The 14549-nt window shown below is 71.5% G+C and carries 7 protein-coding genes; 3 read left to right on the top strand and 4 right to left on the bottom strand.

Translation table 11 applies throughout. The features are described from left to right. Positions 1-17 precede the first annotated feature (17 nt). Complete coding sequence (locus ACFYON_RS05915; RefSeq protein WP_387320658.1) at positions 18-6551, top strand: SDR family NAD(P)-dependent oxidoreductase; 6534 nt, start codon at positions 18-20, stop codon at positions 6549-6551. A 106-nt stretch (positions 6552-6657) separates the two neighbouring features. Here ACFYON_RS05915 and ACFYON_RS05920 read toward each other — a convergent pair whose 3' ends face one another. Continuing rightward, positions 6658-6879 (bottom strand): DUF5988 family protein, encoded by a 222-nt coding sequence (locus ACFYON_RS05920; protein WP_354874914.1) that lies wholly within the window; start codon positions 6877-6879, stop codon positions 6658-6660. Between the two features lie 272 nt (positions 6880-7151). Between ACFYON_RS05920 and ACFYON_RS05925 the strand changes: the two genes are divergently transcribed. Next, on the top strand, positions 7152-8186 hold the full coding sequence (locus tag ACFYON_RS05925) for an ATP-binding cassette domain-containing protein (RefSeq protein WP_387187623.1): 1035 nt from the start codon (positions 7152-7154) through the stop codon (positions 8184-8186). Between the two features lie 58 nt (positions 8187-8244). Further along, a complete protein-coding gene (locus tag ACFYON_RS05930) occupies positions 8245-9081 on the top strand; it encodes an ABC transporter permease (protein ID WP_354874910.1) in 837 nt (278 codons plus the stop codon). Between the two features lie 32 nt (positions 9082-9113). On the opposite strand, the gene ACFYON_RS05935 is transcribed toward ACFYON_RS05930, so the two are convergent. The 3 genes from ACFYON_RS05935 to ACFYON_RS05945 all read right to left on the bottom strand — a co-directional run bounded on the left by ACFYON_RS05935 (position 9114) and on the right by ACFYON_RS05945 (position 13845). Then, positions 9114-11855 carry an AAA family ATPase gene (locus ACFYON_RS05935; RefSeq protein WP_354874908.1) on the bottom strand — a complete coding sequence of 914 codons (2742 nt, stop codon included), beginning with the start codon at positions 11853-11855 and terminating at the stop codon, positions 9114-9116. A gap of 79 nt (positions 11856-11934) precedes the next feature. Next, a complete protein-coding gene (locus tag ACFYON_RS05940) occupies positions 11935-13212 on the bottom strand; it encodes a cation:proton antiporter (RefSeq protein ID WP_354874906.1) in 1278 nt (425 codons plus the stop codon). A gap of 42 nt (positions 13213-13254) precedes the next feature. Continuing rightward, positions 13255-13845 carry a response regulator transcription factor gene (locus ACFYON_RS05945; protein WP_354874904.1) on the bottom strand — a complete coding sequence of 197 codons (591 nt, stop codon included), beginning with the start codon at positions 13843-13845 and terminating at the stop codon, positions 13255-13257. Between the last annotated feature and the right edge of the window lie 704 nt (positions 13846-14549).

A 14549-nucleotide genomic window follows, 5' to 3' on the forward strand; every position in this document is an offset into this window, starting at 1 on the left:
GTGCATCGATCGAACAGGTGACCGGCGCGCTGCGGGAATCGGTCAAGGAGATCCGCCGGCTCCGCCTGCGCAACGACGAGTTGGAGGCGAAGCTCGGCGAGCCGGTGGCGATCGTGGGGATGGCGTGTCGTTATCCGGGGGGTGTGGTGTCTCCGGAGGGGTTGTGGCGGTTGTTGGTGGAGGGCCGGGACGCGGTGGGCGGCTTTCCGGAGGATCGTGGGTGGGATCTGGGGTCGTTGTTTCATCCGGATCCGGATCGTTCGGGGACGTCGTATGTGCGTGCGGGTGGGTTTCTGGGTTCGGTGGGGGATTTCGATGCGGGGTTCTTCGGGATCTCTCCGCGTGAGGCGTTGGCGATGGATCCGCGTCAGCGTCTGTTGTTGGAGACGTGTTGGGAGTTGTTCGAGAACGCCGGTGTCGACCCGGCGGGCCTGAAGGGCAGCCGCACCGGTGTCTTCGTCGGCGCCGGCCCGTCGGACTATCCGCAGGGCGTCGAGGGTTACGTCGTCACCGGCACCACGCCGAGCGTGGTGTCGGGGCGGCTGGCGTACGTCTTCGGGCTGGAGGGCCCGGCCGTGACCGTCGACACGGCATGTTCCTCGTCGCTGGTGGCGCTGCACCTGGCCGGCCAGGCGGTGCGCTCGGGTGAGTGCACGATGGCGGTGGCCGGCGGCGTGTCGGTGATGTCGAGCCCGAAGGTCTTCGTCGAGTTCAGCCGGATGCGTGCGCTGGCGCCCGACGGGCGCTCCAAGGCGTTCGGGTCGGGGGCGGACGGGTTCGGGTTCGCCGAGGGCGTGGGCCTGCTCCTCGTCGAGACCCTGTCGGACGCCCGGCGCAACGGACACCCGGTGCTCGCCGTCATCCGGGGCTCGGCCACGAACCAGGACGGCGCGTCGAGCGGGCTGACCGCGCCGAACGGCCCCTCGCAGCGGCGGGTGATCCGGGCGGCCCTGAAGCGGGCCGGCCTGACGGCGTCGGACGTGGACGTGGTGGACGCGCACGGCACCGGCACGTCGCTGGGCGACCCGATCGAGGCGCAGGCGCTGCTGGCGACCTACGGCCAGGGTCGCGGCGAGGCGGGCCGACCGTTGCTGCTGGGTTCGGTGAAGTCGAACATCGGCCACACCCAGGCGGCCGCCGGCGCTGCGAGCGTGATGAAGATGGTCCTGGCGATGCGGCACGGGCTCGTGCCGGCCACCCTGCACGCGGACGAGCCGAGCGAGCACGTGGACTGGTCGTCGGGCGCGGTGCGGCTGGCCACCGAGGCGGTGCCGTGGCCCGAGGCCGGGCGGCCGCGGCGGGCCGGCGTGTCCTCCTTCGGCATCAGCGGCACGAACGCGCACCTGATCCTCGAACAGGCGCCGGAGCCGGAGCAGCCGCCGACCGGGCCCCGGGCCGGCGACGAGACGTTCGGCGCCACGACTGTGTCCTGGGTGCTGTCCGGGCGAGGCGCGGACGGCCTCCGCGGGCAGGCCGCGCGGCTGGCGCAGTTCGTGGCGGACCGGCCGGACCTGGAGGCCCGGGCCGTCGCCGACGCGCTGGTCCGACGCTCGGCACTGTCGCACCGGGCGGTGGTGCTCGGCGCCACCCGCGGCGACCTGGTAGCCGGGCTGCACGCGCTGGTCGCGGAGCAGCCCGCGCCGGGGCTGGTCCAGGGCACGGCACGGGTGCGGACGGGTGAGGCGGTGCTGGTCTTCCCGGGGCAGGGATCCCAGTGGGCGGGGATGGCGCTCGGTCTGCTCGCGGCACCGGTGTTCCGCGACCGGCTCGCCGAATGCGACAGGGCGCTGGCGCCGTTCACCGGCTGGTCGGTGCACGACGTGCTCCGTGCCGCACCCGGTGCCCCGGATCTGGACCGGGTGGACGTCGTCCAGCCGACGCTCTTCGCGGTCATGGTGTCGCTGGCCGCCCTGTGGCAGCACGTGGGCATCGTGCCCGCCGCGGTCGTCGGGCACTCGCAGGGTGAGATCGCGGCCGCCTGCGTGTCGGGTGGACTGTCGCTGCGGGACGCCGCGCGGGTGGTGGCGCTGCGCAGCCGCGCCCTGGGCGCGCTGTCCGGGCGCGGGGCGATGGCGTCGCTGGCGCTGGGGCCCGAGGAGGCCGAGGCCCGGCTGCGCCGGTGGGAGGGTCGGCTGGCCGTCGCCGTCGTGAACGGCCCCGGATCGGTGGTGGTGTCGGGCGACACCGACGCGGTGGCCGAACTGGTGGCGGAACATGAGAACTCCGAGGTGCGGGCACGCCGCCTTCCGGTCGACTACGCGTCGCACTCGCCGCACGTCGAGCGGATCCGCGACGACCTGCTGGCGCAGTTGAAGGACGTCACCGCCGGCCCGTCCCGGATCCCGTTCTATTCGACAGTGACCGGCGGCCAACTGGACACCGCCGAACTCGACGCCGACTACTGGTACCGCAACCTCCGGCAGCCGGTACGCCTCGACACGGCCACGCGGAGTCTGCTCGACCGCGGGTACGGGCTGTTCGTCGAGGTGAGCCCACATCCGGTGCTGACCGTCGGACTGGAGGAGACGATCGCTGCCGCGGACGCCTCGGCGGTCGTCGTCGGAACGCTGCACCGGGATCGTGGCGACGGGGACGACTTCGTCGCCTCGGTCGCCCAGGCTTACGTCACCGGCGTGCCGGTCGCCTGGGAGAAGGTGCTCGGCCCGCCCGGCGACGCCGGCGTCCGCCTTCCGTCGTACGCCTTCCAGCGGCGGCGCTACTGGCAGGACCCGGTGGTGCCGTCCCGGGACGTCCTCGGTCGGGTCGGGCTGCGGGCGAGCGAGCATCCGATGCTCGGTGCCGCGGTGGACGTCGCGGGCGACGGTGCCGTGGTGCTGTCCGGCCGCGTCTCGTTGCAGGCCCACCGGTGGCTCGCCGACCACCGGGTCGAGGGCCAGGCGCTGCTTCCCGGCACGGCGTTCGTGGAGTTCGCGCTGCGGGCGGCGGCGGAGACCGGCTGCCCTGGGATCGAGGAGCTGACCCTGGAGGCTCCGCTGGTGATTCCGCCGGAGGGCGCCGTCCAGGTGCAGGTGGTGGCCGGCGCGCCGGACCAGACGGGCAAGCGCCCGGTGACCGTGTACTCCCGGGCGGAGGAGGGCTCCCTCGACGGCGAGTGGACCCCCCACGCGGCCGGCGAGCTGGCCGGTTCGCCCGACACCGAGGACTTCGGCGACCTGGCGCACTGGCCGCCGGTCGGCGGGGAGGCGGTGCCCTCGGATCGGATCTACGCGGAGTTCGCGGAGCGCGGGTACGGCTTCGGGCCGGCCTTCCGAGGGATACGCCGGGCCTGGCGGCGCGGCGACGACATCTTCGCCGAGGTCGGCCTGCCGGCCCAGCAGCGCGGGGAGGACGCGTCGTTCGGCATTCACCCCGCCCTGCTGGACGCGGCCGCGCAGGCGGCGGGCCTGCTCGTCGCGGAGGCGGGCGCGGAGAGCGCGGAGATCCTGCTGCCGTTCGTGTTCAGCAAGGTGGCCCTGCTGACGACCGGCGTGACGGACCTGCGGGTCAGGGTACGGCGGATCGGCCCCGACCGGGTGGCGTTGACGGCCGCCGACCTCGACGGGCGTCCCGCCGTGTCGGTGGGCACCGTCGTCGTGCGACCGGCGTCGAGCGGGCATCCGCGTGCCGCTGCGGGGGCGCTGCGGGACTCGCTGTTCCGGCTCGCCTGGGCGCCGGTGACCCGGCCCGGGACCGAGCCGGCAGCGCTGCGATGGGCGATGCTCGGTCCGGACGGGACGGCCCTCGCCGATCGGCTCGGCGACCGCGGGGCGATCGTCGACGGGTACCCCGACCTGGCCGGGCTCCGTTCGGCGGTCGCGGACGGCAGGACCGCGCCGGACCTGGTGGTGTGGACCGTCCCCGAGCCCGTCGGGGCCCCTGATCCCGCCGCCCACGTCCGGGCGGTCACCGTGGCCGCGCTGGCGGTGCTGCAGGAGTGGCTGGCGGACGACCTGGGTGTCGAGCGCCTGATCGTCAGGACCCGGGGTGCCGTCTCGACTCCGACCGGGCGGGCCGACGTGAACCCGGCCTCGGCCGCCGTCTGGGGGCTGGTGCGTACGGCGCAGACGGAGCATCCCGGCAGGTTCCTGCTGGTCGACGACGGCACCGGCCGGGACGACGCCGGCTCCGGTGAGATCTGGGCGGCGTTGGCGGCCTGCGACGAACCTCAGCTCGCGGTGCGCGCCGGTGAGCTGCTGGCGCCGCGGCTGGCCCACGTCGAGGGGGGTGACGGTCTGCTGCCGCCGGCCGGGGCGGGCGCGTGGCGCCTGGCGCTCACCGACGCCCGGACCCTGGAGGGCCTGACGCTGGCGGAACACCAGCCACCGGCCGGTCCGCTCGGCCCGCTGGAGGTACGGGTGGCCGTGCGCGCGGCCGGCCTCAACTTCCGTGACGTCGTCACCGCCCTCGGCATGGTGCCCGGTGAGACCGACCTGGGCAGCGAGGGCGCCGGGATCGTCACCGCCGTCGGAAGCGACGTGCCGGACCTGGTGGCCGGCGACCGGGTCCTGGGCTTCTGGACCGACGCGTTCAGCCCGGTCGCGGTGACCGACCACCGGCTCCTCGCCAGGATGCCCGAGGGATGGTCGTTCGAGCAGGCCGCGTCGGTGCCGGTGGCCTTCCTCACCGCGTACTACGGGCTGTTCGACCTGGCCGGCCTGCGCGCCGGGCAGTCCGTGCTGGTGCACGCCGGCGCCGGCGGGGTCGGTTCGGCGGCGATCCAGCTGGCCCGGCACCGCGGGGCCGACGTGTTCGCGACCGCGGGCGAACCCAAGTGGCCGGTGCTGAGGTCGGCCGGTCTGGACGGCGCGCACATCGCGTCGAGCCGGAACCTGGACTTCGAACGGCAGTTCGCCGAGGTGACGGCCGGGCAGGGCGTCGACGTGGTGCTGAACTCGCTGGCCGGTGACTTCGTGGACGCGTCGCTGCGGCTGCTGCGGCCGGGCGGGCACTTCGTCGAGATGGGGAAGACCGACATCCGCGAACGCGCGGAGGTCGCCGCCACGCACCCGGGGCGCGACTACCGGGCGTTCGACCTGCGCGAGGCGGGACCGGACCGGATCAAGGAGATGCTGGCCGAGATCCTCGACCTGTTCCGCGCCGGTGCGCTCGAGTTGCCGCCGCTGACCACCTGGGACGTACGCGACGCGGTGGCCGCGTTCCGCTTCATGAGCCAGGCGCGACACGTCGGCAAGATCGTGCTGACCGTTCCGCGGCGTCCGGATCCCGAGGGGACGGTGCTCGTCACCGGCGGCACCGGGACACTCGGCGGCCTGGTGGCGCGTCACCTCGCGAAGCAGGGCGCGAAGCATTTCCTGCTGCTCAGCCGGCGCGGCCCCGACGCGCCCGGCGCCGAGGCGCTCGGCGCGGAGCTGGCCGAGTCGGGCGCCCGGGCGACGATCGTGGCCTGCGACGTGGCGGACCGGGCGGACCTGGCCCGGGCGCTTGCCTCGGTGCCGGCGGAGCATCCGCTGACCGCCGTGGTGCACGCCGCGGGAGCCCTCGACGACGGCGTCCTGCCCTCGCTCACCCCGCACGCCATCGAGACGGTCATGCGGCCCAAGGTCGACGCCGCCCTGCACCTGCACGAACTCACGGCGGACGCCGACCTCACCGAGTTCGTGCTCTTCTCCTCGGGCGCGGGGCTGACCGGTGCGCCGGGGCAGGGGAACTACGCCGCCGCGAACGTCTTCCTCGACGCGTTCGCCAGTCGACGCCGGGCCGCCGGCCTGCCGGCGACCTCCATCGCGTGGGGCCTCTGGGCGGAGACCAGCGAGTTGACAGCCGACATCACCGGCTCGCATCGCGCGCGCATCTCCGGCTATCTCGTTCCGCTGACGACCGAACAAGGGCTGGCCCTCTTCGACGCCGCGCGTAGTTCCGCCGAGCCCGTACTACTGGCATCCGCCGTTCGCGCCGACCGGCTGCGGTCCCTGGCCCGCGACGGCTCGCTACCGTCGCTGTGGCGAGGGCTGGTGAACACGCCGCTCCAGCCGAGGCTGACGTCGGCGGACCCCGCCGCCGGCCTGGCCCGGCAGCTGGCCTCGCTGAACGACAGCGAGCAGCAGGAGTTCCTGCTCCATCTGGTCCGGTCGCACGCCGCCGCGGCGCTGGGCGGAGGTGACCCGGAGGCGCTGGACCCGACCAGCCCGTTCCGCGACTTCGGTTTCGACTCGCTCACGGCCGTGGACCTGCGCAACAGGCTCGGCAACGCGACCGGTTGCCGGTTCCCGGCGACGCTGGTCTTCGATCATCCCAGCCCGGCCGAACTCGCCGACCACCTACGACTGACGCTCACCGCCGAGGCGGCACCCCGTCCGGAACCGGTGCTCGACGAGATCGAGCGTCTGGAGAAGGCGCTCCTACGCAGCGGCCCGGCGGAGGACCAGCGGGACGCGATCAACCGGCGACTCCAGGCACTGCTGGACCGGTGGCACGAGGCGTACCCCGGGAATCAGCCGGGGCGCGAGACGGCGCAGGTGGTCCTCGAATCCGCCACCGATGACGAGCTGTTCGCGATCATCGACGGCCGGCGGCCCGAGGGCGGTGACTGAGGGGAGGTGACGGCGCGGCGGTGCCGGTGACCACGAACGCCGACGGTCGTGGTCACCGTGAGAAGGCCGGCGGGTGGGCCGGTGCTTCGCTGCGGAGGCGGTCCGGTCACTCGGCCACGTAGGTGCTGCCGGTCCAGGTGAACACGGAAAGGTCGCCCAATCGGTGCTGGATGACCTCGGGCGTGCGCCGGAAGTGCTCGTACCGGTTGCCGTTGAGCACTTTGACGATCTGCTCGGAGTCGGCAGTGGAACGTATCTGGGCGGTTTCCGGAAAGTTCGCCGTCGGGCACCCGAGGAGAATTGTGTTCGGCCTGCTCTCGATGGTCATGTGAATTCCTTCCGGGCGGGGCGGCCGGGGAACCGGACGCGGCACTCGGCCGGCCGGAACGCGCCGAACCTGCGGGCATCGGAGAAGGTTCGTGTTCATGATGAGGCAGCCGGTTCGGTAGGGGTAACCCCTATTCTCACCATCCGACCGGGACGTACTCCCCGCCGCCTTCGCCGCCGCCCGACTCCTGCTCGCAGCGGAAATGTCATCGCCGACGGCCGATCAGGCCCGGCGGGCGGATCTCGGCTGGACAGTTTCCTCGCACGGCTCGAATGGATAGGGTTGGAGGCATGTCCCGGAATGGCGCAGATGAAAGTCTTTCGGTGGTCGAGACACGCGGCCTGACCAAGGTCTATGGGGAAAAGCGGGCGCTGGACGGAATCGACCTCACGATCGGCCGTGGCCAGGTATTCGGGCTCCTCGGCCCCAACGGGGCCGGCAAGACCACCATCATCCGCATCCTGACGACACTGGCCCGGCCGGACGGTGGCACCGCCCGCGTCCTCGGTCACGACGTCACGACGCAGGCGGACGCCATCCGGGCCCGGGTCGCGGTGACCGGCCAGTTCGCCTCCCTGGACGAAGACCTGACCGGGTACGAGAACCTGCAGATCCTCGGCCGGCTCCACGGACTGTCCCGGTCGGCCAGTCGACAGCGCGCCGACGAGCTGCTCGCCGCGTTCGACCTGACCGGCTCGGCCGGCCGTCCGGTGGGCGTCTACTCGGGCGGGATGCGTCGTCGGCTCGACATCGGGGCGAGCCTGATCGTGACTCCGGACCTGCTGTTCCTCGACGAGCCGACCACCGGCCTGGACCCACACAGCCGGAACCAGGTGTGGGATCTGGTCCGGCGGATCGCCGCGGTGGGCACCACGGTCCTGCTCACCACGCAATACCTGGAAGAGGCCGACCAGCTCGCCGGGCAACTGGCGGTCATCGACCACGGCCGGATCGTGGCCGAGGGCACGAGCGCCCAACTGAAGTCGCGGGTCGGCTCCGGCACTCTGCGGCTGCGGCTCGTCGACGGCGAGCAGCGCCCGCAGGCGCAACGGATCCTCGCCGACACCGTCGCCGGGACGGTCCGGCTCGACGCCGACCCCCTGGCCCTGTCCGTCGTGCTGACCGGCACGGCCGCCGCGACGGAGGTCGGCCGCCTGGTCGGGCAGGCCATGACCCGACTCGCGGACGCCGGGGTGGGCGTCGCCGATCTGTCCCTCGGCCAGCCCAGTCTGGAAGAGACGTTCCTGGCCCTGACGGGCCACGCGGCCGACCCGTCCACCTCCGAGCTTCAGGACGCGGCACCGTGAGTGTCAGTGTTCCCCGCCGCAACCCAGGTGCAGGATCGAGCGAAGTCGAGGTAGCCCAGTGAACGCCGCCGCCCCCGTCGCGCCGGACGCCGACCGGATCGACCGCCTGCTGGCCGCCGGACGGCAACGCCGCCGTGCCGGTGCCCTCGCCGCGTCCGCCACCTTCGGCAGGCGGGCGATACTCAAGGTCAAGCACGATCCCAAGCAGGTCGTGGACTCGGCCGCCATCCCGATCCTGTTCACCGTGCTGTTCACCTACCTGTTCGGCGGTGCGATCAGCGGCACCACCGGCGACTACCTCATGCAACTCCTGCCCGGCGTGCTCAGCATGAGCATCGCGATCGTCACCATGTACGGCGGCGCCCGCCTCGCCCAGGATCTGCGCAGCGGGTCCTTCGACCGGTTCCGCGCCCTGTCGATCTGGCGCGGGGCCTTCGTGCTCGGGGGCCTCTTTTCCGACGCCCTCCGCTATCTGTTCGCCTCTGCCATCGTGCTGGTCCTCGGCCTGGTCATGGGCTACCGCCCCGACGGCGGCGCGATCGGCGTCATCGCCGCGGTGGCTCTGGTGGTCGCCTTCGGGCTCTCGCTGTCGCTCGTGTGGGCCGCTGTGGCATTGCTCCTCCGGGACCCGGCCGTCGTGATCAGCATCGCCAACGCCGTGCTGATCCCGCTCTCCTTCGCCAGCAACATCTTCGTGCAGCCGGCCACGATGCCCGGCTGGCTCCAGGCCTTCGTCGACGTCAATCCGCTCAGCCATGTCGCGACAGCGGCCCGGGCGCTGATGAACGACACCGGCGATGCCGGCGGCGCGGTCACCTGGTCCCTGGTCCTGACCGCCGTGATCGCCCTCGTGTTCGCGCCGATCACCCTCCGTCTGTACGGCAGGCAGGACTGAGCACGAGCAACCGGGCCGACGGTACGACAGTGTCAGACGCGTTCGGACAGGAACGAGGAGAGCTGGGTACGGCGGCGGATGCCGAGTTTGCGGTACGTGCGGGTGAGATGCTGTTCGACGGTGCTGACCGTGATGAAGAGCTTCCGCGCGATCTGGTGGTTGGTGGAGCCGCGGGCGGCCAGTTCCGCCACCCGCAGCTCGGCGGAGCTGAGCTGGTGGACGGGATGGGTGCCGTCCCCGATGATCTCCGTCCCCGCGTCGTCGGCCGTCGCCTGCCGGTCCGGAAGGAGCACGGCACCACACCGGTCGGCCAGCGCCCTCGCCCGCTCGGCGTCGCGGCGGGCGTGGGTGACGTCGCCCAGTGACTCGTGGGCGTGGTGCAGGTCGGCGATCGTGTAGGCAAGGTTCAGCGAGTCGCCGCAGCGGTCCAGGTTGTTCGCCGCCCTCAGCAGCAGCGCCGGACGCTCGTCGGGCCGGACCGTCTCGGCGAGCGCGCGGTAGACCTGGCCGCTGACGCGGAGCTCGCCCGGGGGAAGCAGCGTCATCTGTTCGGTGAGCAGTTCCCTCGCCTGCGCTACGAGGCCCTTGTGCAGGTACGCACGAGCGGCGTGGACGCGCCAGGGCACCACGGCCGGGCAGTCCGCCTTCCAGAGCTTCATCAGGTGCCCGGCCGCGAGGAAGTCGCGCACGGCGGCGTCGTGACGGCCGTGCGCGAGGTGCAGATGACCGCGCGCGTTGAGGTACAGCACCCCGCCGAGGGTCGAGAAGGCGGCACCGGGGACGGGGGAGTCCAGATGCCGTTCGGCCGCGTCGAGATCCCCTCTCGCGGTGGCGATGAGGATGAGAAGCGAGAGCGGTACGACGATCGCCGCTCCCCAGCTCTCGCGCGGCATGAGGGCGAGGGCGTTGAGGACCTGCCGCTCGGCGCCGCGCAGGTCGCCGTGCCGATAGTGGATCTCCGCCCGGGTAGCGACGAACAGGGCGTTCCACACGAGCCCGTACATCTGCCCGGTGGAGGCGAGGAGGGCGTCGCACCACACCGACGCCTTGTCGAGCTTGCCGGCATAGACGAGCACCAGGAGCGCGGCGAGTGAGGACGGCGGGCTCGCCGCGCCGGTCAGCGCCTCCCGGAGGACGAACTCCGCGGCCGCGACCGTCCCCTGGTCGCCGGTGCCGTCCAGGACGGCCCGGAGCGCGGCAGCGGCTCGATGGTCGGCGGGGCCCAGTCCGCCGCTCGCCACGGGCACCGCCTCGACCTCCGGTGCGGTCGCGATGCCCGGAAAAGCGAGCGGGAGCCAGAGGCGCAGCCGGTCGGCGTACCCGGCTTCGGGCTGCGCGGAGCAATCGGGGCCGAAGCTGGACATCACCCGCGCCGCCTGATCAACCTGGCCGTTCCAGAGCAGACTTCGGGTGACGGAGACGGCCTGCCGGACGGAGAGTTCACCCTCCGCGGCCGCCGTGACCAGGTCGGGCAGGTATCTTCTGGCAGCCGCCGGGTCGTACCGCCACATGAGGTCGGTGAGCCTCGCCGCGGTGTCGATCCGCGCCCGCCGGCCCACGGATTCCCGGTGCGCCCGCTCCAGGAAGCTGATCGCGGCCTTGTGGTCTCCGCTGGCGAGCGCCTGATCCGCGGCTTCACAGAGCACGTGTTTCGCCCAGGGCGCCGCCTCGTCACTGCGTACGAGATGACCTGCGGTCACCAGGGCGGGAGCGGCCTCCTGGTGCAGCAGGCGGGCGGCGTGCGACTGCATGGCGTGGCGTGCCTGACGCGGGATGCTGCGCAGCACTGCCTCGCGCACGCCCGGCAGGCCGAGCAGGTCTGGTCGCAGCAGTCCGCCGACGGCGGGTGAGGCGGCCACCCGGGCGACGTACTCGGCATTGATCCCGCAGAGGCGCGCGACGACGGCGGCGGACCGGAACTCCCCGAGCAGGGCCGTCGCCTGCGCGATCTCGAGCACCACCGGTTCGGCCCGGTAGAGGCAGCTGAGCACGGCACGTGCGAAGGCCGGGCCGGGCGCGGGACGCAGGTGCTCGTCCGGCTCCCAGATCCGGTTGCCGTAGTCCTCGGCGAGGGCGTGCACCAGCAACGGCCGACCGCCGCTCAGCCGTGCGCACTCGGGCGCCGCCCGTCGCGCCGTCGCCAGATCGAAGTACCCCTCCAGGACGGTACCGACTCCCGTCTCCGACAGCGGCTGGACGTCGATCGGGATGTGGTGGGACATCCTGAGGATCTCCGCCTGGATGAGGCGTTGGACGGCGCTGCGACCCATGTCCGGGCAGTAGGTCAGGACGATCGAGGCCGGCGTGTTGTCCATCCGGCGGATGAGCCCGACCAGGTACCGCAGGGACTCGACGTCCATCAGGTGCGCGTCGTCGATGCACACGATCAGCGGCGACGAGTCGACGAGTCGCTCGAAGGCGGCGTGCAGCAGGTCGAGGACCGGCAGGGAGAGATCGTGGCGAGGTCCCGTCTCGTCGCGGCTCTCGGTCAACGCGCGGAGGTCACGGCTCACGTCGCCGACGAGGAGCCGGCACCTCCGAAGAAGCTGGTCGATGACCCCCAGCGGCTGGTCGCGTTCCAGGCTCGTCGCCGTGACGGCGAGGACGGTGGCGCCCGCGTCGGCGGTGTCGCGGGTGAAGGAGTCCAGCAGTGCCGTCTTTCCGCTCGCGAGCGAGCCGGCGATGGTGATCACCCGACTCTGGCCCGTGCAGCACTCGCTGTACGCGCGGGCCAGCGTTTTCTCTTCGTCATCCCGTTCGACAAGCTTGTCCATCACATCTCGTCATTCCGCTGTGCACCGATTGGGGCGAATGAGTAGACAATGGAGTTCCGTGCCGGCTTCCGTCGCGGGATCAGCCCGACGGCCTGGATGCCGCTGCCGAGAACGCGAGTGCCGGTGCCTGCGTCTCGCCGTGCCTGCGGTTGACCGCCGTGATGAGGGGTCCGGTCATCAGGGTCGTGACCAGCGCCATGACGACGAGGACCGAGAAGAGGCGTCCGTCGATGATGCCCGCGCTCAGTCCCACGTTGAGCGCGACGAGTTCGGTCAGGCCCCTGGTGTTCACCAGCGCCCCGATCAGGCCCGACTCCCGGGTGCCGAGACCGCCGAGTCGCGCCATGGCGTAACCGGCGAAGACCTTTCCGCCGATCGCGCAGACGAGGATCACGGCGAGCAGGAGCAGGTAGGGGCCGTTCAGCGCGCCGAGGTCGGTGGTCAGTCCGGTGACCACGAAGAACAGGGGCAGCAGGAGACCTCCGGTCCGCTCCATCGCGTTCAGCACGTCCGCGTCCGGCGCACCTCCCGGTCTCGGCATGGAGAGCCCCGCGACGAAGGCCCCGAAGATGGGGTGCAGGCCGAGAGAGGCGGTGGCCCAGGCCGCCGCGGCGGCGAGTACCAGCGCGACCGGAACGTGTCGTGCGACGACAGTGCCGGGGCGCTCGACCCACCACTTCAGCGCCGGCCGGACCAAGAGGATCATCACCCCGAGGAACCCCGCCAGGAGCAGGAACGTCGTGATCCAGGGCCGGCCCGTGGCCGCGTCGGTGCCGATGACGGCGGCGGCGAGGATGAGCCATGCGCCCACGTCCATCAGTCCGGCAGCCGCCGTGGCGATGTCGCCCACGGGTGTGCCGGCGATTCCGCGCTCCCTCATGATCGCGGCCAGTACCGGTAGGGCCGTGATCGACATGGCGATGCCGAAGAACAGCACGAAGGACCGGCCCTCCGAGTGCTGATCGGCGAAGAGACTCACGTGCTGCACCCCGACGGCGATCCCCGAACCGAGGGCGGCCGGGAGGAGGATCGCGCCGGCCGAGATCAGCAGGATCGGCCGGCGATTGCGTCGCACCGACCTCAGGTCGATCTCGTAGCCGACACCGAACATGAAGATCATGACGGCGACCTGGGCGATGACGGAGATGAAGGGTATGGAACTCTTCGTGAATATCTGATGCGTCGGATCGCCCGGCAATTGGCCCAGCAGGCTCGGCCCGAGGAGGATTCCCGCCGTTATCTGACCGATCACCGTGGGCTGCCCGAGGCGGCGCGCGAGGGCGCCGAGCAGGCTCGACGCCGCGAGAACGAGTGCGATACCGCCGATGACGTCAGCCGTCACCGATTCCATGTTCATCGTCAGAACTCCACTGCTCGATGTGATCGGCCAAATGGGCGTTCAGAACCAATGTGCGTCTCTTGCCATACGCAGCGCGTCGATGCGGTTTCGTGCGCCGAGTTTCGTCACGAGGGCGCAGAGGTAGTTGCGCACCGTTCCTTCCGACAGGTGAAGTCGCCCCGCGATCTCCCCGGTCGTGTCCCCGTAGGAGAGGCGTTCCAGCACCGACAGTTCGCGTGAGGTCAGCGGGCAACCGGAGTTCGCCAGGGCGGCGACCGTCAGATCGGCGTCGAACACGCGTTCGCCCCGGTGCACCCGCTGTAGCGCCTCGAAGAATCGACTGGGCGGTACGGTCCGGTGCAACATTCCGTCCACCACGCCGGAGAAAGCCCGTCGGACGATAGGCCTGGTGAAGCTCTCGGCCAGGACCACGGTCCGGCACTCCGGAATACCTGAGATCTTTTCGGCAAGGGCGATCACCGCGTGATCCGCACCGTCGAAGCAGATGATGACGATGTCCGGCCGATGCACCTCGGCGAACTCCAGAGTGTCGACGTCGCCGCCGACGGTCCCGGCGATCTCGATGTCGTGTTTCTCGATCAGTGCGGCGAGCGCACTCCGAGACAAGAGTATGTCGTCGGATATCAACACTCTCATTTCCTTACCCCTTCGAATTGCGCAGTTGACTCCAGGCGGGTGAGGGCGGTCTGGCCGAAATTCGCGCCGATGGTGCGGTCGAAGGCGGGCTCAACCGGCGCGAGGAGGCGTGTGGATCCGGAGCGGCGTGTCAGGGTGACCTGCAGTAGGCCGGGCGACGGTGGTGAACAGCCGGGAAAGTCCACTGCGACAGCAAATCGACAACCGTCTTGGTGCGGCTATTGCCGTAGCCCGGTTTCGGCTGGTTTCCGGCGGATCCCGACCCCACCATGGGCAGACGACCCGCGCGCAGACGCCATTCGCGTTCGAGGCGCCGTTGTCGTCGGGCTGCGAGGCAATCCCGCCTACCGAATTCTCTGTACCGCTGCATCACGACCACCCTCCGCCGAGATTCCGCCTCATCGAGGAGGCTGACACCTCGGCCGCCGCCCGGTCGGCTCGTGTCGACTCTGATTGCTGCCCTTGTCGGCAGGCCGATGGCCCAGAAAAACATTGCGATCCGGGTAGTCGCCACCTGATCGCCCGGCCGGATCTCCGCTATTGGTCCCGGTCGGTAAGTTCCGCTCGGGAAAATCTGGCGGCAACCCGGTTGAGGCGCGCGCCGGCATACCTGCCGGCGCACCCGGCGTCTCCCGTCGGCGGGAGCTGTCCCGCGTCGGCTGAATGGTGTCGTCGCAGCGGCTGGCGCACGCGGAAAC

Origin of the sequence: Micromonospora sp. NPDC005686, from assembly GCF_042871665.1 — a bacterium.
Lineage (GTDB): Bacteria > Actinomycetota > Actinomycetes > Mycobacteriales > Micromonosporaceae > Micromonospora.